The sequence below is a fragment of the Rathayibacter sp. AY1F2 genome, from assembly GCF_002930885.1.
Classification (GTDB): Bacteria; Actinomycetota; Actinomycetes; order Actinomycetales; family Microbacteriaceae; genus Rathayibacter.
Window position 1 is genome coordinate 117,003 of record NZ_PSVG01000003.1, and the last position, 15,722, is coordinate 132,724.

A 15,722-nucleotide genomic window follows, 5' to 3' on the forward strand; every position below is an offset into this window, starting at 1 on the left:
CAGAGTGGGAGGGTCGGCAGGTCGCCGACGCGAAGGGAGAGCGCCATGAGCACCGACCGCACCACGGGTGAGGACACCGAGAAGACCGAGGACCTCCCCGACGGCACCGGGACGGACACCTCCTCCGGTGGCGGCGACACCGACACCGTCTCCGGCGGCGAGCCGGACGAGCCCGCCGAGTAGGGCCGTGAACGACGAAGGGCGGGACCGCGAGGTCCCGCCCTTCGTCGTTCCGCCGATCAGATCAGCGGGCCGTCGCTCTCGCTCGAGCGGCGGGTGACCTGCTCGCCGCTGGCCGGGTCGACGGCCGAGCGCGTGGTCGAGACGGCCTGGCGGCGGCGCGTCAGCAGGACCAGCCCGAGGATCAGGCCGACCGCTCCGGCCGCCATGAGGATGTAGCCGACCAGCTTCAGGTCGATCCCGGACACCTGCACGTCCACCGCGAAGGCGAGGACCGCGCCGACGACGAGGAGGAAGATCCCTGCTCCGATGCTCATTGCGTGCTCCTTCTGACTGCCGCCGGAGCGCGCGCGGGAAGCGCGCAGGGGCACCGGCGATCGCCCCACGGTAGACCTCGGGTCCGGCGGCCCCCAGGCCTTCCGGCGGGAGCCTCCGGGGGTGTAGGGCGGTGCCGGGTCAGCGGTCGGAGACGCGGAGCATCACGCGGGTGCGGTCGGCGCGGGTGACCAGGCCCTCGATCAGGAGGAACACGCGGTACTCGAGCCGGTACTTCGCCAGGAACACGCGGCCCAGGCGCTCCACCTCGCCGGGGTCGGCGTCGATCTCCGCGGCGGCCTCGACCGGCACCGCGTAGTCGGAGACCCGGCCGCGGCGGTCGCAGGGGACGAGGGTCACCCGCGCGTCGTTGCGGAGGCGCTTCACCTTGCCGCTGCGGCGGGGAGTGGTGACGATCAGCTCGTCGCCGTCGCGGGCGATCCAGACCGGGGTCGAGACGGCGTCCCCGGACTTCCGGAACGTGGTGAGCGAGACGAAGCGCTCGTCGGCGAGAGCGGTGAGGTCCTGGGAGAGGGGCATGTCCGAAGTAGAGCGGCCGGGAGCGGTCACCGCAAGCCTCCGTGGCACCTCGATCCGCCCCCGTAGGGTGGAGTGATGACCGACGCGACGCCTCTGATCGGCCCGACCGAGGCGCCCGATCTGCACGTGATGACCTACAACATCCGCCGCCGCATGCCGCGCCTCACCTCCCGCGCCGTCGACCAGTGGGACCGGCGCCGCCCGCTCGTCCAGCGGGTGCTGGAGCAGGAGCGCCCCTCGATCCTCGCCGTGCAGGAGGCGCTGCCGGACCAGTCGGCCGCCGTGCACGAGGCGCTGGGCTCCTCCTTCGAGGCGATGGGCTTCGGCCGGGACGCGGACCGCGGCGGCGAGCGCGTGATGCTCTTCGTCGACCGCAGCCGCTACGCCGTCCGGCACTGGACCCAGATCGCCCTCTCGGACACCCCGGACGTCGCCGGCTCGCGCAGCTGGGGCAACCGCATCCCGCGCACCGCCGTGATCGCGGAGCTGACCGATCACGCGACCAGCCGCGAGCTCACCGTGGTCTCGACCCACTTCGACCACATCTCGCGGCGCTCGCGCCAGCGCTCCGCCGAGCTGATCGCCCGCCGCGTGCTCGAGCTCGGACGCCCCGCGATCGTGATGGGCGACACCAACACCGACGTCGACACCGTCCCCTACCGGACGATCCTCGAGGAGGGCCGCCTCGCGGACGCGTGGGAGACGGCGGAGAAGCACCTCACCCACTCGTGGAGCACCTTCTCGAACTACCGCCCGCCGGCGCCGGGCAAGCGGATCGACTGGCTGCTCGTCAGCGAGGGCGCGTTCGAGGTCGTCTCCGCGGGGATCAACGCCGTCCGCTACGGGGGAGCGGCGCCCTCCGACCACGAGCCGGTCCAGGCCGTGCTGCGCTTCACGAACCCGTGAGCGGCTCCGCCCTCGTCGAGACATTCCTGGTGCCCCCGCGCACCCGCGGGGAGTGGACGGCCGACGGCATCCGCGCGATCGGGGCGGCGAGCATCGTGGCGGCCGCGATCGGCTGGGACCTGGTCGACGTGGCGGTGCTCGCGCTCGCGGCGATCGGGCTGGTGCTGCCGCGCTTCCTCGGCATCCGTCCGGCGCTCGACGCCCTCTTCGGGCTCGCGCTGCTCGTGGCGTCCTGGAGCAGCGTCCTCGGCCTCTACGAGGCCTGGCCGCAGTGGGACCTGGTCGTGCACTGCGTGCTCAACGGGCTGATCGCCGCGGTGGCCTACATCGTCGCCGCGCGGGCCGGAGTCGTGCCTGCCGTCGCGGGCGATCGCGGGCCGCTGCTCCCGGCGGTCGTGCTCTGCGCCTGCTTCGGGACGACGGCGGGCGTCCTGTGGGAGTGGGGCGAGTGGGCGGGGCACCGCTTCATCGACTCCTCGATCTTCGTCGGCTACGAGGACACGCTCGGCGACCTCGCCGCAGGTGCGCTGGGCTCGATCCTCGCCGGCGCGCTGATGCGCTTCTGGTCCGCGAAGTCCCGGGTGGTCGGACCGGGCGCCTCGCGCGGCGTCGGAGGTGCGGCGTAGCCTGTCCCGCATGTGCGGCCGCTTCGCGATGGACTCCGAGACCGATGAGCTGATCCGCGAGTTCGTCGCCGCGGGCGGGCGCGCCGAGGACTGGGCGCCCGACTACAGCGTCGCTCCCACCGACGTCGCGCCGATCGTCCGCGAGCGGCTCCACGACGGCGAGCGGGAGCGCGAGCTGGAGCTCGCGTCCTGGGGCTTCACCCCGTCCTGGTCGAAGGGCAGGGGGCCCTCGCCGATCAACGCGCGCCTCGAGTCGGTCGCGACGAACGGCCTGTTCCGCGGGGCGTTCGCCAAGCAGCGCGCGATCGTCCCGATGCGCGGGTACTACGAGTGGGAGACCCGCGCCGACGGCAAGCAGCCCTGGTTCCTGCAGGGCGAGGAGCCGATCCTCGCCGCGGCCGGCCTCTACACGGCCCGCAAGGAGGGCGACGACTGGCGCGTCTCCTTCACGATCATCACCCGCGAGGCGCGCGACGCCTCCGGCGAGGTGCACGACCGGATGCCCGTGTTCCTCACGCCCGACGTGCGCGACGCCTGGCTCGACCCGGCTCCGCTCGCCTCCGCCGAGGAGATGCTCGCCACCCTCGACCGGGCGTCCGTCGCGATGGCCTCGACCGTCACGGCCCACCCGGTCGACCGCCGCGTGAACAACTCCCGCACCGTCGACCGCCGCGACCCGGGCCTGCTGACGCCGGTCGCCTGAGGCCGTTCGCTCGGAGGGCGCGGGACGATCCGCGCGATCTGCGGAACCCCCCGGGCGAGGGCGGACGACGGGTGGTGGGTGGACCGGAGAGCACGGGAGGGGCGGAGCCGCGGCCCCGCCCCTCCCGGGCGTCCTACTTCGTGCCGGCGTGACCCGGGAACGGCTTGCCGTTCAGCGAGACCTCGTCGGGGTCGACCTCGACGTCGCCCACGTCGTCCGGGCCGCCCGTGCCGGGCACGGCCTTCACCTCGGCCGAGCCGGAGACCTCGGTGCGGCTCTCCGCCGGATCCGAGTCCTGCTTGGCCTCGGTCTCGCGCTCGCTGCCGGGCGACTCCGAGATGTCCTTCTCGATGGTCTCGCTCTCGGAGGAGGTGGCGGGAGCCGCCCCGTCCGGCTTGCCGATGGTCGAGCCCTGGTCGTCCTGCTCCGTGCGGTCCTGGTCCATGTCGTCGCCTTTCGTCGGGACCTCCGACGCTACGTCGGGGCGCGCGCGGGGGCACCCGCTTGACAGCCCGGCCGGGGGAGGGCGGCGTGCAGGGTCGACGTACTACCCTGGGTCGACGGTCGCACCGGGGGGCGCGGCACACCCGCCGCCGACCGCGAGGAGGACCCGTGGCATCCCACCGGACAGGCGACACCCGCATCGTCGGGACGACGGTCGACGGCCGGTACACGATCGAGGAGCTCATCGGCCGCGGCGGCATGGCCACGGTCTACCGGGCGCGAGACGGCGTCCTCGGCCGCTCCGTCGCGCTGAAGATGTTCGCCCCCGGCATCGACGACGCGCAGGACCTGCAGCGCAAGGCGTCCGAGATCCGGCTGCTCGCGGCCCTCAACCACCCCGCCCTCGTCACCCTCTACGACGCGCACGACGGCGGCGACGACACCAACGGCCAGGCCTACATGGTGATGGAGCTCGCCGAGGGCCCGAGCCTGTCCGAGCGGCTCGCCGAGGGCCCGGTCGCGCCGAACGACGTCGCCTCGATGGCGGGCGACCTCGGCGAGGCCCTGCACACGGTCCACGCGGCCGGAGTCGTGCACCGCGACGTGAAGCCGTCGAACGTGCTGCTCGTCCCGAGCCCGCTGACCAGCCGCGAGTTCCGCCCGAAGCTGGCCGACTTCGGCATCGCCTCCCTCATCGACGCGACGCGGATCACCGCGCCGGGCACCCTCATCGGCACCGCCGCCTACCTCAGCCCCGAGCAGGCGCACGGCGACCCGGTCACCTCGGCGAGCGACATCTACTCCCTCGGCCTGGTGCTCCTGGAGTCGCTGACCGGCCGCCGCCCGTTCACGGGCTCGGCGATCGAGGTCACGCTCGCCCGCCTGCTCCGCGACCCCGAGGTCTCGGAGTCGCTCGGCAGCGGCTGGACCTCGCTCCTGACCTCGATGACGCGGCGCGAGCCCGGCGAGCGTCCCGCCGCGCTCCAGGTGGCGGAGTCGGCACGCCGCCTGATCGATCCGCGGCGCGACTCCCCGCCGGCGGCCATCGTCGTCCCCGACGTCCCCGCCACCCGGGTGATGTCGACGGAGCCGCTCGCCGAGACCGAGCCGATCACGCGGACGGAGGCGCTCGACCCGACCCGCCGGCTCGCGGCCGACGCCTACCCGGCCACGGAGGCGATCGCTCCGACGCAGCGCTTCACTGCGACCGAGCGGATCGCTCCGGCACCGCGGATCGCTCCGGCACCGCAGACCGCTCCGGCGCCGCGCACGGCTCCGCTCCGCCCCGCGGCCGCCCCTCCGCAGCGCCGCGGCCCGAGCCCGTGGCTGATCGTGCTGGTGCTCGCGCTGGTCGCGGTCGCCGTCGGGCTCGCGATCATCCTGATCGACGGTCCCCAGTCGCCTCTGCCGCAGGTGGACGGCGAGCTGGGCGACCACCTCCGTCAGCTGCGCGAGAGCATCCGCTCGTGAGGGGCCTCAGACTGCGCGCCGCCGGCGCCGTGCTCGCCTCGGTCCTGCTGCTGAGCGGATGCTCCTCCGCGCCGCAGGGCATCGACGAGGGCACCGCCCAGACCCTCGACGACGCGGTGGTGGCCGTCGCCGAGAAGGCCTCGGCCGACGACTACCAGGGCGCTCTCACCGAGCTCGCCTCGCTGCAGTCGGCGCTCGACGCCGCGCTCGCCGAGGACTCCGTCAGCTCCGACCGCGCAGCGACGGTGCAGGCGCAGGTCGACGTCGTCCGCGCCGACCTCGAGGCCCTGATCGCGGGAGCCCCGGAGCCGGCGCCGGCCGAGACGACCGCCCCGGCTCCCGAGGAGACGACCCCGGTCGAGGAGGAGCCGGAGGACACGCCGGCCCCCGTCGAGACCGAGGACGACCCCGCCCCCTCGCCCGAGGAGTCGGAGCCGGAGGAGACGCCGACCGAGCCGGAGGAGCCCGCGGAGGAGACCCCGGCCGCTCCCGGCGACGACGCTCCGGGGAACAGCGGCGACGCTCCGGGGAACAGCGGTGGCGCACCCGGCAACAGCGGGAACGCTCCCGGCAACGGCAACGGCAACGCGGGCGGCAACGGCCCGGGCGCTCGCGGTGCGGCGACCGGCGTCGGCGCCCCCGCGGGCAGCGGTGCCGCGCCCGGGGCCTCGAAGGGCCCCGGCGGCCGCTAGAGCGCTATTCCTGCGTCGAGAGCACGGCGAACTCCGCGTCGAGCTCGACGTCCACGTCCGTGCCGTCCTCGCGGGTGACCTCCACCTCGAAGGCGTGGTCGGCGTCGTCGCTGCGCTCGGCCTCGGTGACGGTCCCGGAGCCGACGGCGCCCAGCGCCGCCTCGCTCGCGCGGGCCAGGTCGTCGCCGGTGAGGTCGTCCGGGTCCACGGCGGCCGCGGTCGGGTCGCCGGCAGGCACGCCGTCGTCGCCCGAGCCGGCCTGGAGGGCGCGGTCGTCGGGGTCCACGGACACGACGGCGAAGGAGTCGTCGAGGCGCACCTCGTACTCGAGGCCGTCGCGGTCGGTCAGGTCCAGCTCGTAGCCGGTGGCGCCGTCGTCGTCGCGCTCGGCCGAGGTGACGGTCCCGCCGCCGATCTCGGCGAGCGCGGCCTCGCTCGCGCGGTCCAGGTCGCTGCCGGTGAGGGAGTCGGACCCCTCGAAGCCGTCGGTCGCGGCGTAGGCGATGCCCGTCCCGGCTCCGATCAGCACGACCGCTCCGGCGATCCCGGCGATGATCTTCGTCTTCTTCTGCACGATGGCTCCGTCCCGGCGCCGCTCGTCGACGCCTCCAGCACTCTCGCGGTCGGGCGCTGAAGCAGGCCTGAAGCGCCCGCTCAGCGGACGAGCGGCACCCGCACCTCGACCCGGGCGCCGCCCAGCGCCGAGTCGCCGACGACGACCCGTCCGCCGTGGGCCCGGGCGATCCCGGCGACGATCGCCAGGCCGAGGCCCGAGCCTCCGGCGTCGCGCGCCCGGCCCTCGTCGAGGCGAACGAAGCGCTCGAGCACCCGCTCGCGCTCCGCCGCCGGGATCCCCGGCCCGTCGTCGTCCACCGCGAGCACCGCCTCCGCTCCGTCGATCCGGGTCGAGAGCGCCAGCTGCGAGGAGCGGTGCCGCACCGCGTTGTCGACCAGGTTCCGCAGCGCCCGCGAGAGCAGGGCCTCGTCGGCCACCGCCTGCACGGGCGAGATCCCGCTCGCGTCGACCCGGGCTCCGGAGTCGCGCAGGCGCCGCACCTCGCCGAGGGCGAGGTCGTCGAGGTCCACGGGAGCCGCCGCCACGGCCAGGCGCGCCTCGTCCGCCCGGGCGAGCAGCAGCAGGCCCTCGATCAGCCCGCCGAGCCGCACCGACTCCTCCGCGACCGTCCTCGCCAGCCGGGCGGAGTCGAGCCGGTCCGGGTGCGCGAGCGCCACCTCCGCGGTCTGGCGCAGCGCCGCGACGGGGGAGCGCAGCTCGTGCGAGGCGTCCGAGACGAAGCGCCGCTGCCGCTCCTGCCCGCTCTGCAGCCGATCGAGCATCCGGTTGAGGGTGTGCGCCAGCCGGTCGACCTCGTCGCCGGAGCCGGGAGCGGCGATCCGGCGGTCCAGGGCGGAGGAGGTGACCGCCTCGGCCTCCTCGCGCATCCGCTCCACGGGGCGCAGCGCCCGGCCGACGACGACGGCGCACACCACCGCCACCAGCGCGATCAGCAGCGGGACGGCGACCGCGAGCAGCCCGATCGTCGTGGACACCGCCTCCTCGCGGCCCTCGTCGGGCATGCCGACCACGACGAGGGAGTCGTCGTCGAGCTCGCGGGCGGCGACCACCACCGCCCCCTCGTCGTCCACGTCGACCGTGACCGGGTCGTCGCTCTCGGCCAGCGCGAGCGGAGGGAGGTCCTCCGCGTCCTCGCCCGCGGCGGCGACCCGCCCGTCGACGACGAGCTGGACCAGTCCCTCCGAGCCGCGGACGGCCTCCGGGCCGCCCTGCTCGACCAGCGCCGCGACCCGCTCCGCCTCGGCGTCGGCGGCGGAGGCGGCGCTCGAGGCGAGCACGGAGGAGAGGACCAGGACGAAGAGCACGCTCCCGAGGAGCGCGGCGGCGGCCACCACGGCGGTCGCGGCCGCGGTGATGCGGGTCCGCAGGCTCCGGCGGCTCACCCGGCCACCAGCGTGTAGCCCGCCCCGCGCCGGGTGCGGAGGGTGTCGCGGCCGAAGGGCCGGTCGATCTTGTTGCGCAGGGTGCGGACGTAGACCTCGACGATGTTCGGGTCGCCGTCGTAGTCGAAGTCCCAGACGGCTCCGAGGACGTCGCGTTTGGAGACGACCTCGCCCGCCCGTGAGACGAAGTACTCGAGGACGCTGAACTCGCGCGCGGTCAGCGGCACGGCGACTCCGCCCCGCTCGACGCTCCGGGACGCCGGATCCAGCACGAGATCGCCGACGACGCGCACCGTGGGCCGCTCGGCGGCTCCGCGGCGGATGAGGGCGCGCAGCCGCGCGACGAGCACCGGGAACGAGAACGGCTTGGTGAGGTAGTCGTCGGCGCCGGTGTCGAGGGCCTCGACCTGGTCGAGGTCGCCGTCCTTCGCGGTGAGCATCAGGATCGGGGTCCAGTCCTCGGCGGCGCGCAGCCGCTCGCAGACGCGGAAGCCGCTGACGTCCGGGAGCATCAGGTCGAGGACGATGGCAGCGTAGTCGGCCTCCTGCGCGTACCAGAGGGCGTCGGTGCCGGTGGTCGCGGTGTCCACGGCGAAGCCCTCGGCCTCCAGGCCCGTCTCGAGGGCGCGGAGCAGGTTGATCTCGTCGTCGACGACCAGGATGCGGATGGCGGCCTCCCCGGGCTCGGCGCGCGGGGCCCCGCGCGAGCCCAGGCTAGCCGCGGCCCCGCTGAAGCCCGCCTGAAGGGCCGGCGGACCACCTCCCCGCCGAGGCGCCGGCTCCCCGCCGGGACACCGGCCGGAGCGCGGTGTCCCGGCGGGACGCGCGGCGCCCGGGCGCGGGTCACTCGTCGCGGTCGGTGTACTCGCCCTCGCCCTCGGCGGAGGTGCCCGCGGCGCTGGTGTCGACGTAGCTGCCCTTGTCGGCGGTGCTCTGCTCGTTGACCGAGGTGTCGACGTAGCTGCCCTCGGCCTCGCCGGCGGTGTGCGAGACGCCCTCCGTCGAGGTGTACTCGCCGCCCTCGGTGTCCTCGGTGCTCGTGCCCTCGGCGACGTGACGGCCGTGGCCGGCGGTGTGCTCGTCGTGACCCTCGTGGTGGTCGTGGTGCTCGTGACCCTCGTGGTGCTCGTTGTCGTGGTCGTGGTGGGCCATGGCGGCCTCCTCGCTTCGTCGCGTCGGTGCGCGGTCGGATCCGCCGCGCTCGCTCCGAGACTTCTGCATCGGGGGCGGGGGTGCAAGACGTGGCGGCTGCACATCCGTGCCGCGCAACTCCTACCGGCGCCGGATCCGTCCGCCTAGCCTCCGAGGATGAGCAGACCCCTTCGCACCCGCTGGAGCGTCATCGGCCAGCTCGGCCCTGCCTTCGACGACGGCGGTCCGATGCTGCTGGTCGAGGCCCGATCGGCGTTCGGGCGCCGCCCGATGCACCGCGCCAAGGCGCAGCTGCTGCTGTCGGCGCTCCGCCACCGCGCCCGCGAGCTCGGGGACCGCGCCGAGTACGTCCGCTCCGAGACCTTCGGCGAGGCCCTCGCCGGGCGCGACGACCTCGAGGTGATCGACCCGCCGACCCGCGGCGGCCGCCGCCTCGCCCGCAGGCTCGGTATGAGCGTCCTGCCCAGCCGCGGCTTCATCACGGCCGAGGAGGACTTCCGCGAGTGGGCGCTCTCCCGCTCGGGCAAGCGCCTGCTGCTGGAGGACTTCTACCGGTGGAGCCGCGAGCGCACCGGCGTGCTGATGCGCGGCGACCAGCCCGAGGGCGGCCGCTGGAACTACGACCACGACAACCGCCAGCCTCCGCCCAAGGGCGCCTCCCGGCTCGGCCTGCCGGACCCGTGGTGGCCGGAGGAGGACGACATCGACGAGGAGGTGCGCGCCGACCTCGCGCGCTGGGAGGCCGAGGGGGCGGTCCGCCTGGTCGGCGCCGACGGTCCGCGCCGATTCGCCGCGACGCCCGCCGAGGCCGAGGCGGCGCTCGCCGACTTCGTGTCGTCGCGCCTGGGCGACTTCGGGACCTACGAGGACGCGATGCTCTCGGGCGACTGGACGATGGCCCACTCGCTGCTCAGCGCCCCGATGAACCTCGGCGTGCTCGATCCGCGGACGGTCGTCGAGGCGGCCGAGGCGGAGTACGCCGCCGGGGGCGCGCCGATCGCGGCGACGGAGGGGTTCATCCGCCAGATCCTCGGCTGGCGCGACTACGTCTGGAACCTGTTCTGGCACCTCGGACCGGAGTATCGGAACCGCAGCCGCGCGCTCGGCGCCTCCACGCCGCTGCCCGCCGAGCTGCTCGCTCTCGACCCGAGCGGCATCGAGGCGAACTGCCTGCACGAGACGCTCGACGACGTGCACCGGCACGGCTGGGCGCACCACATCCAGCGCCTGATGGTGCTCGGCAACTGGGGACTGCAGCGGGGGTGGGATCCGGCGGAGCTCAACGACTGGTTCGTGGACGTCTTCGTCGACGGCACGGAGTGGGTGATGCCGGCGAACGTGATCGGGATGTCCCAGCACGCCGACGGCGGCGTCGTCGCGACGAAGCCGTACGCCTCGGGCGGCGCCTACATCAACCGGATGTCCGACTACTGCGGCGGCTGCCGCTTCGACCCGAAGGTGCGCCTGGGCGAGAACGCCTGCCCGGTGACCGCCGGGTACTGGGCCTTCCTCGACCGGGCCGAGCCGGTCCTCCGCGGCAACCACCGGATGGCCCAGCCCCTCGCGGGCCTGCGCCGCCTCGCGGACCGCGAAGCGGTGGTCGACCAGGAGCGCCTGCGCGAGACGTACTGACGCGGGGTCGGCGGCACGCCCGCCGCTACTCCGCGCGCACGAAGCGCGACACGGTGACCGCGACCGTCACCGCGGTCGTCCCCTCCACCGCCGCGAGCCGAGCGTCCAGCGCCTCGGGATCCACGTGGTGGGCACTCGGCCCCATCAGCACCTCGGCGCGCAGCTCGTCGACGCTCATCAGCACCGTCGTGTCGAGCTCGATGCGCTCCTCGAGCGCGAACCCCGCCAGCTGCTCGTCGAGCCGCTCCGCCTTGCCGGCGTCGATGCCGAGCATCCCGAACCGCTCGCGGATCTCGTGCAGGTGCCTCTCGCGCGGAGTGACGACGACGGCGACGCCGCCCGGACGGAGCACCCGCCGCATCTCCGGGGCGTTCCGCGGCGCGAAGACGGTGAGCAGCGCGTCGGCGGAGGCGTCGGCCAGCGGGAGGGGCTGCCAGAGGTCCGCGGTCGCGATCGCCGCCCGGGGATGCGCGCGGGCGGCGCGGCGGGCGGCCGGGGCCGAGAGGTCCAGGCCCAGCCCGTCCGCCGCCGGATGCGCCTCGAGCACGGCCGCGAGGTACGCCCCGGTGCCGCAGCCCAGGTCGACCACGAGCCGTGCGCCGGCGGGGACGGCCGCGGCGACCGCGTCCTGGATCACCCGGTAGTGGCCGGAGCCGAGGAGGTCGGCCCGGGCCTGCACCATCGCCGTGGTGTCGCCCGAGGTCGCGTGCCTCCCGCGCAGGAGCGAGGCGTAGCCCTGGCGCGCGAGGTCGGAGCTGTGCCCGAGGGGGCAGCGGAGCGAGGAGGGGCGGGGCAGCGCATCGGGGGCGAGCGCGCCGCCGCAGACCGGGCAGGCGAGGGCGGGCAGCACCGTCGATCCGGGTCGGGCGGCCGGATCGAACGCGCTCACTCCGCGCCGGGCGCGCGCGCCCGCATGGCGGTGACCGCCGCGTTCAGCGTCGCGATGGTCGGCACCGCGAACAGCGCCCCGGCGAGCCCGGCCACCTCGAGCCCGGTCGCGACTCCGAGCACCACGGCGAGCGGATGCACTTTCACGGCGGTCCCGAGGATGAGCGGCTGCAGCACGTGCCCCTCGAGCAGGTGCACCAGGATCACGACGCCGACCATCACCAGCGCGGCGACGGGCCCGCTGAACAGCAGAGCGACCAGTGCGGCGAGCGCACCGGTCACGATCGCGCCGAGGATCGGGACGAACGAGCCGAGGAACACCACGATCGCGATCGGCACGACGAGCGGCAGCTGCAGCGCGAGCGCGCCGATGCCGATGCCGACGGCGTTGATCCCGGCGACGCCGAGCTGCGCGATCACGAACTGGCTGAGGGTCCGCCAGCCGGCGGCGCCGCCGCGCTCCATCGCGGGGCGCGCGCGGCGGGGGAGGAGGCGGAGGAACCAGTGCCAGATCCGGCGGCCGTCGAGGAGCAGGAAGATTAGCGAGAACAGGGTGAGGAGGGTTCCGGCGAAGACCTCGGCCAGCTGGGAGCCGACGGCGAGGGCCCCGGACGCGATCGTCGACGCCTGCGCGTCGGCCCAGTCGACCGCGCGCTGCGCCCAGTCCGAGAGCTGGACGTCCGAGAACGACAGCGGCGGGCTCCGCAGCCACGCCTCGACGCCGTCGACCGCGTCGAGAGCGCGCTGCCCCACTCCGCTGAAGCCGGAGCGCGACTGCACGATCACCAGCCCGACGAGGCCGGTCAGCAGGAGGAGCATCAGGACGATCGAGACCAGGACCGCGAGCGGGCGGGGGAGCCGCAGGCGCTCGAGCCGGTTCCGCAGCGGGGTGAGGAGCGCGGTGAGCAGCAGCGCGATCAGCACCGGCACGACGATCACGGGCAGCAGCGAGACGAGGCGCACGAGGAGGTAGAGGAGCCCGGCGACGGCGAGGAAGCGCCACGACCAGGCGGCGGCGATCCGCATCCCGGTCGAGACGTCGCCCGAGGCGTCGTCCGGCGAGTCCGAGGGGGCCGGAGCCGTGACCGCAGCCGGGGGAGCGGCGGCCGCAGGCGGACTCGCCGCCGTGCCGTGCCGCTCGTCGCGCGCTCGCCGTCCCCGCATGACCCCTCCGATCCTCTCGCAGTGTACGGCGGAGCGGCCGTCCGGGACCGGGAGGGAGCCCGGGGGCGCCCCGCCTGGAGGGATCCGGGCGCCGGATGTGCCGGCAGCGGCTCGTCCGGAGGGCGGATCGCGCCGTCTCCGCCCCGTTCCCCGTCTCGGCCGCGGGAGGCCGGTCCGCGCCGGTAGCGTTGTGCGGGTCGATGCCGAGCGAGGAGGGCGACGGATGCTGGAGGCGGTTCTCGCGATCGCCGCGTGGTGCGCGGGCGCGGTGCTCGTCGTCAGCGGCGCCCTGAAGCTCGGCCGCACGGAGCGGTTCCGGGCGAGCCTCGAGGCGCTCGGGGTCCCCCTCCTCCTCCGGCGCCGCGGCTGGTTCGCGGCCGCCTTCCCCGTCGTCGAGATCGCGCTGGGCGCCGCGGTGGTGCTGGCGCCCGCTCCGGCGCACCGTGCCGCCCTCGTGCCGGTGGCGCTCCTCGACGCCGTGTTCCTCGTCGTCGCCGTCCGTGCGGTCCGCGCGACGGAGGACGTCGACTGCGAGTGCTTCGGCGGGCTGGGCTCGGCACGGATGACCGGACACACCGTCGCGAGGAACGCGGTGCTGCTCGCGCTCGCGGTCGCCGGGGCCCTCGGCGGGCTCGCTCCGGCCGCGCTGCTCGGCGGCGGCGGTGCCTCGGCGGCGGCGTCCGGGCTCGCCGCCGCTCTCGCCGCGGTCTCGCTCGTGCTGGTGCGCGACCGCCTTGCGGCGTCGACGGCCGCTCGCGTCCGGGCGGCCGCCCGCCTGTCCGCAGCCGACAGGGAGTCCGCGCCGGGGCGCGCGCCCGAGGGCGACCTCTCGGCCGCCGACCTCGCGTTCGTCACAGTGGCCGGCGAGCTCCTGACGCTCGAGGAGTTGTCCCGCCCGGCGACGCACCTCGTCTTCTTCTCGCCCTCGTGCGCCGCCTGCCACGCGCTCGTCGAGCGCTTCCGCTGGTGGCCCCACGGCCTGCGCCCGGGCGAGGAGCTGCTGCCCGTCCTCCTCGGCAGCCGCGAGGACTTCGCGGTGCACGCCGTCTACGGGCCGCTCGTCGACCACGCCCTCTACGATCCGGAGGGCCGCGTCGCCGCCGCCCTCGGCCGAGCGGGGACGCCGGGCCACGTGCTGCTCACGCCCGAGCGTCCGCTCGGCGACGGCTGGACCTCGGGAGCCGCGTCGATCGAGGCACGCGTGCTCCGGCCCGGATTCCTCGCCGAGCTGCAGGCGGCCGGCCCGGACCCGGCTCCGGCGGCCGGCGGCGCGGTACCGGCGGGGTGACGACGGCCGGCGGGCGGAACGGTGCCGCCGGGCTGTCGACGACCGACCGACGGCGGCCGGGCTCAGCGGCGCTCGAACTCGCCGGACATCGAGCCGTGCACGGGGTGGGCGGGATCGTCACCCACGGCGCGGGCGGGATCGTCGATCTCCACGGCGCGGGACGGGGGCTCCTCGTCGCTCGCGTCGAGGCCGAAGCCGTCCTCGAGCAGCTCCTGGGCGATGCGGCTCGACAGGCCGCTCCTCTCGCCCGGTCCGGGGTCGCTCTCCGGGTCGACGGGGGCGGCGAACGCCTGCTCGAGTCCGGACGCCGGCATCCCGGCGTCGTCGATCGAGTCGGCTCGCCCGTCGAAGGGTCCTCGTGCAGGTCTCGGCATGCGCCCGAGCGTAGAGGACGGGCCCCCGGAGGTCGACGCTCCGTCGCGCACTGCCGGGCCGCCCGCGCGCCGGGTCAGTCGTGCAGCGACCAGGAGTGGGGAGCGACCTGGACGCCGCCGACGGTCGCCGTCTCGTCGCCGATGTTCAGCGCGAGCCGCGCGGTGCGTCCCTCCGGGCCCTCCGCCACGAGCATCACGGCGGTGTTGGAGAGGTCGACCGTGCGGGTGCTCGCGCCGACCAGCCACGGGTTCCGTCGGCGGAACGCGACGACCTCCTGGTGGGCCCGGTAGGCCTCCCCGCCCGGCCACTCGGCGGGCTCGGCCGGGAACTCCGGGCGGATCGCGTCGTCGCCGCCGATCCGCTCCTCCTTGACGCCGCGCAGGCCCCGCTCGTCGCCGGAGTAGATGCTCGGCACGCCGGCGACGAAGCCGAGGATCGCCGTGGCGTGGCCGTGGTGGCGCTCGTCGCTGACGGCGCTGGCGATCCGGGTCACGTCGTGGTTGCCGACGAAGGTCAGGGGCAGGAACTCGCGGACGAAGTCGTCGTGGCGCTTCAGGGACCAGGCCAGCTCGAAGAGGTTCGCCTCCTCGAGGGAGTTGCGGACGGCCTTCCAGAGCTCGTACTGCGTGACCGAGTCGAGCCCCGACTCCCGCACGTAGCCGGTGTAGTCGCCGTGGATGACCTCGCCGACGAACCACGCGTCGGGGAAGCGCTGCCGCACCGGGTCGATCGCCGCGTGCCAGGCCGCCGGCGCGACCGCGTACGCCGCGTCGAGCCGCCAGCCGTCGATGCCCCGCTCGAGCCAGTGCGCGAGCACGGAGGACACGTGCTCCGCGACCTCGGGGTTCCCGTTGTCGAGCTCGACCAGGGCGTCGTGCCCCTCGAACACGTCGACGCGGAGGCCGTCGACCTCCTGCGACCGCTCGCTGCGGGAGAAGCGCGCCGCCTCGGGGGAGCCCTCGCCGGCCGCGACGGCGGCACGCCACCAGGGGTGCTCCCGTCCCACGTGGTTGAAGACCCCGTCGAGCAGCACCCGGATCCCGCGCTCGCGGCACGCGGCGATCAGCGCGTCGAGGTCTGCCTCGTCGCCGAGGCGGGGATCGACCCGGAAGTGGTCGACCGTGTCGTAGCCGTGGGTGGAGGAGGCGAAGACCGGCCCCAGCAGCAGCCCGTTGCAGCCCAGCGCCAGCAGGTCGTCGAGCCAGGGGAGCAGGGCGCGGAGGCGGTGCTGCGGCTCGTCGTCCGGGCCCGGACCCTCCGAGGCGCTCGCCTCGGCGCCCGTGAAGCCGAGCGGGTAGACGTGCCACCAGATCGCCGTCGAGATCCAACCGTCCGTCTGAGCCATCGTGGCCATCCTCCCGGCCCGCTCGGGCGCGGGCCGCCGTCAC

19 protein-coding genes are annotated in these 15,722 nt (G+C 75.1%); 8 read left to right on the forward strand and 11 right to left on the reverse strand.

What is annotated here, in order from left to right; all coding sequences use genetic code 11:
• Positions 1–45 precede the first annotated feature (45 nt).
• A complete protein-coding gene (locus tag C5C54_RS17860) occupies positions 46–183 on the forward strand; it encodes a hypothetical protein (RefSeq protein WP_159940924.1) in 138 nt (45 codons plus the stop codon).
• Between the two features lie 56 nt (positions 184–239).
• On the opposite strand, the gene C5C54_RS03790 is transcribed toward C5C54_RS17860, so the two are convergent.
• Together C5C54_RS03790 and C5C54_RS03795 are read right to left on the reverse strand one after the other, a co-directional pair.
• Positions 240–497 carry a DUF6458 family protein gene (locus C5C54_RS03790; protein ID WP_104222924.1) on the reverse strand — a complete coding sequence of 86 codons (258 nt, stop codon included), beginning with the start codon at positions 495–497 and terminating at the stop codon, positions 240–242.
• A 139-nt stretch (positions 498–636) separates the two neighbouring features.
• Entirely contained in the window at positions 637–1,035 is a 399-nt protein-coding gene (locus C5C54_RS03795) for a PPOX class F420-dependent oxidoreductase (RefSeq protein WP_104238818.1), read from the reverse strand.
• Between the two features lie 75 nt (positions 1,036–1,110).
• On the opposite strand from C5C54_RS03795, the gene C5C54_RS03800 reads away from it, so the two are divergent.
• The 3 genes from C5C54_RS03800 to C5C54_RS03810 are packed head-to-tail and all read left to right on the forward strand — an operon-like array spanning position 1,111 to position 3,270.
• Entirely contained in the window at positions 1,111–1,941 is an 831-nt protein-coding gene (locus C5C54_RS03800) for an endonuclease/exonuclease/phosphatase family protein (protein ID WP_104262773.1), read from the forward strand.
• A 29-nt stretch (positions 1,942–1,970) separates the two neighbouring features.
• Positions 1,971–2,567, forward strand: coding sequence for a hypothetical protein (locus C5C54_RS03805; protein ID WP_146078785.1), 597 nt, complete (start codon positions 1,971–1,973; stop codon positions 2,565–2,567).
• Between the two features lie 10 nt (positions 2,568–2,577).
• Positions 2,578–3,270: an SOS response-associated peptidase gene (locus C5C54_RS03810; protein WP_104226115.1), complete on the forward strand. Its 693-nt coding sequence runs from the start codon at positions 2,578–2,580 to the stop codon at positions 3,268–3,270.
• Between the two features lie 133 nt (positions 3,271–3,403).
• Here C5C54_RS03810 and C5C54_RS03815 read toward each other — a convergent pair whose 3' ends face one another.
• Complete coding sequence (locus tag C5C54_RS03815) at positions 3,404–3,715, reverse strand: hypothetical protein (RefSeq protein ID WP_104222919.1); 312 nt, start codon at positions 3,713–3,715, stop codon at positions 3,404–3,406.
• Positions 3,716–3,882: 167 nt separating this feature from the next.
• Between C5C54_RS03815 and C5C54_RS03820 the strand changes: the two genes are divergently transcribed.
• The gene (locus C5C54_RS03820; protein WP_104226116.1) at positions 3,883–5,184 is read left to right on the forward strand and encodes a serine/threonine-protein kinase; all 1,302 of its coding nucleotides are present in this window, start codon (positions 3,883–3,885) and stop codon (positions 5,182–5,184) included.
• Positions 5,181–5,876: a hypothetical protein gene (locus tag C5C54_RS03825; RefSeq protein WP_104287833.1), complete on the forward strand. Its 696-nt coding sequence runs from the start codon at positions 5,181–5,183 to the stop codon at positions 5,874–5,876. Before C5C54_RS03820 ends, C5C54_RS03825 begins: the two co-directional genes overlap by 4 nt.
• Positions 5,877–5,880: 4 nt before the next feature.
• Here the strand turns inward: C5C54_RS03825 and C5C54_RS17865 are convergent, their stop codons facing one another.
• The 4 genes from C5C54_RS17865 to C5C54_RS17870 all read right to left on the reverse strand — a co-directional run bounded on the left by C5C54_RS17865 (position 5,881) and on the right by C5C54_RS17870 (position 8,987).
• Positions 5,881–6,450, reverse strand: a complete 570-nt coding sequence (locus C5C54_RS17865) for a PepSY domain-containing protein (RefSeq protein WP_104287834.1) — start codon at positions 6,448–6,450, stop codon at positions 5,881–5,883.
• 80 nt (positions 6,451–6,530) lie between these two features.
• Positions 6,531–7,835, reverse strand: a complete 1,305-nt coding sequence (locus C5C54_RS03835) for a cell wall metabolism sensor histidine kinase WalK (RefSeq protein ID WP_104287835.1) — start codon at positions 7,833–7,835, stop codon at positions 6,531–6,533.
• Positions 7,832–8,503: a response regulator transcription factor gene (locus tag C5C54_RS03840; protein ID WP_104222956.1), complete on the reverse strand. Its 672-nt coding sequence runs from the start codon at positions 8,501–8,503 to the stop codon at positions 7,832–7,834. Before C5C54_RS03840 ends, C5C54_RS03835 begins: the two co-directional genes overlap by 4 nt.
• Positions 8,504–8,678: 175 nt before the next feature.
• The gene (locus C5C54_RS17870; protein ID WP_181027115.1) at positions 8,679–8,987 is read right to left on the reverse strand and encodes a hypothetical protein; all 309 of its coding nucleotides are present in this window, start codon (positions 8,985–8,987) and stop codon (positions 8,679–8,681) included.
• Between the two features lie 156 nt (positions 8,988–9,143).
• Here C5C54_RS17870 and C5C54_RS03850 point away from each other — a divergent pair, with 156 nt between their 5' ends.
• Positions 9,144–10,619 carry a cryptochrome/photolyase family protein gene (locus C5C54_RS03850; protein WP_104261530.1) on the forward strand — a complete coding sequence of 492 codons (1,476 nt, stop codon included), beginning with the start codon at positions 9,144–9,146 and terminating at the stop codon, positions 10,617–10,619.
• Positions 10,620–10,644: 25 nt separating this feature from the next.
• Here the strand turns inward: C5C54_RS03850 and C5C54_RS03855 are convergent, their stop codons facing one another.
• Positions 10,645–11,469, reverse strand: a complete 825-nt coding sequence (locus C5C54_RS03855) for a methyltransferase domain-containing protein (protein WP_374953256.1) — start codon at positions 11,467–11,469, stop codon at positions 10,645–10,647.
• Between the two features lie 35 nt (positions 11,470–11,504).
• Complete coding sequence (locus C5C54_RS03860; RefSeq protein ID WP_104226121.1) at positions 11,505–12,671, reverse strand: AI-2E family transporter; 1,167 nt, start codon at positions 12,669–12,671, stop codon at positions 11,505–11,507.
• A 223-nt stretch (positions 12,672–12,894) separates the two neighbouring features.
• Here C5C54_RS03860 and C5C54_RS18225 point away from each other — a divergent pair, with 223 nt between their 5' ends.
• A complete protein-coding gene (locus C5C54_RS18225; protein WP_104260428.1) occupies positions 12,895–13,959 on the forward strand; it encodes a MauE/DoxX family redox-associated membrane protein in 1,065 nt (354 codons plus the stop codon).
• 62 nt (positions 13,960–14,021) lie between these two features.
• Here the strand turns inward: C5C54_RS18225 and C5C54_RS18230 are convergent, their stop codons facing one another.
• Both C5C54_RS18230 and C5C54_RS03875 read right to left on the reverse strand, forming a co-directional pair.
• Complete coding sequence (locus tag C5C54_RS18230) at positions 14,022–14,333, reverse strand: hypothetical protein (protein WP_146076888.1); 312 nt, start codon at positions 14,331–14,333, stop codon at positions 14,022–14,024.
• 74 nt (positions 14,334–14,407) lie between these two features.
• Positions 14,408–15,679 (reverse strand): alpha-amylase family glycosyl hydrolase, encoded by a 1,272-nt coding sequence (locus C5C54_RS03875; RefSeq protein WP_104260427.1) that lies wholly within the window; start codon positions 15,677–15,679, stop codon positions 14,408–14,410.
• Positions 15,680–15,722 lie beyond the last annotated feature (43 nt).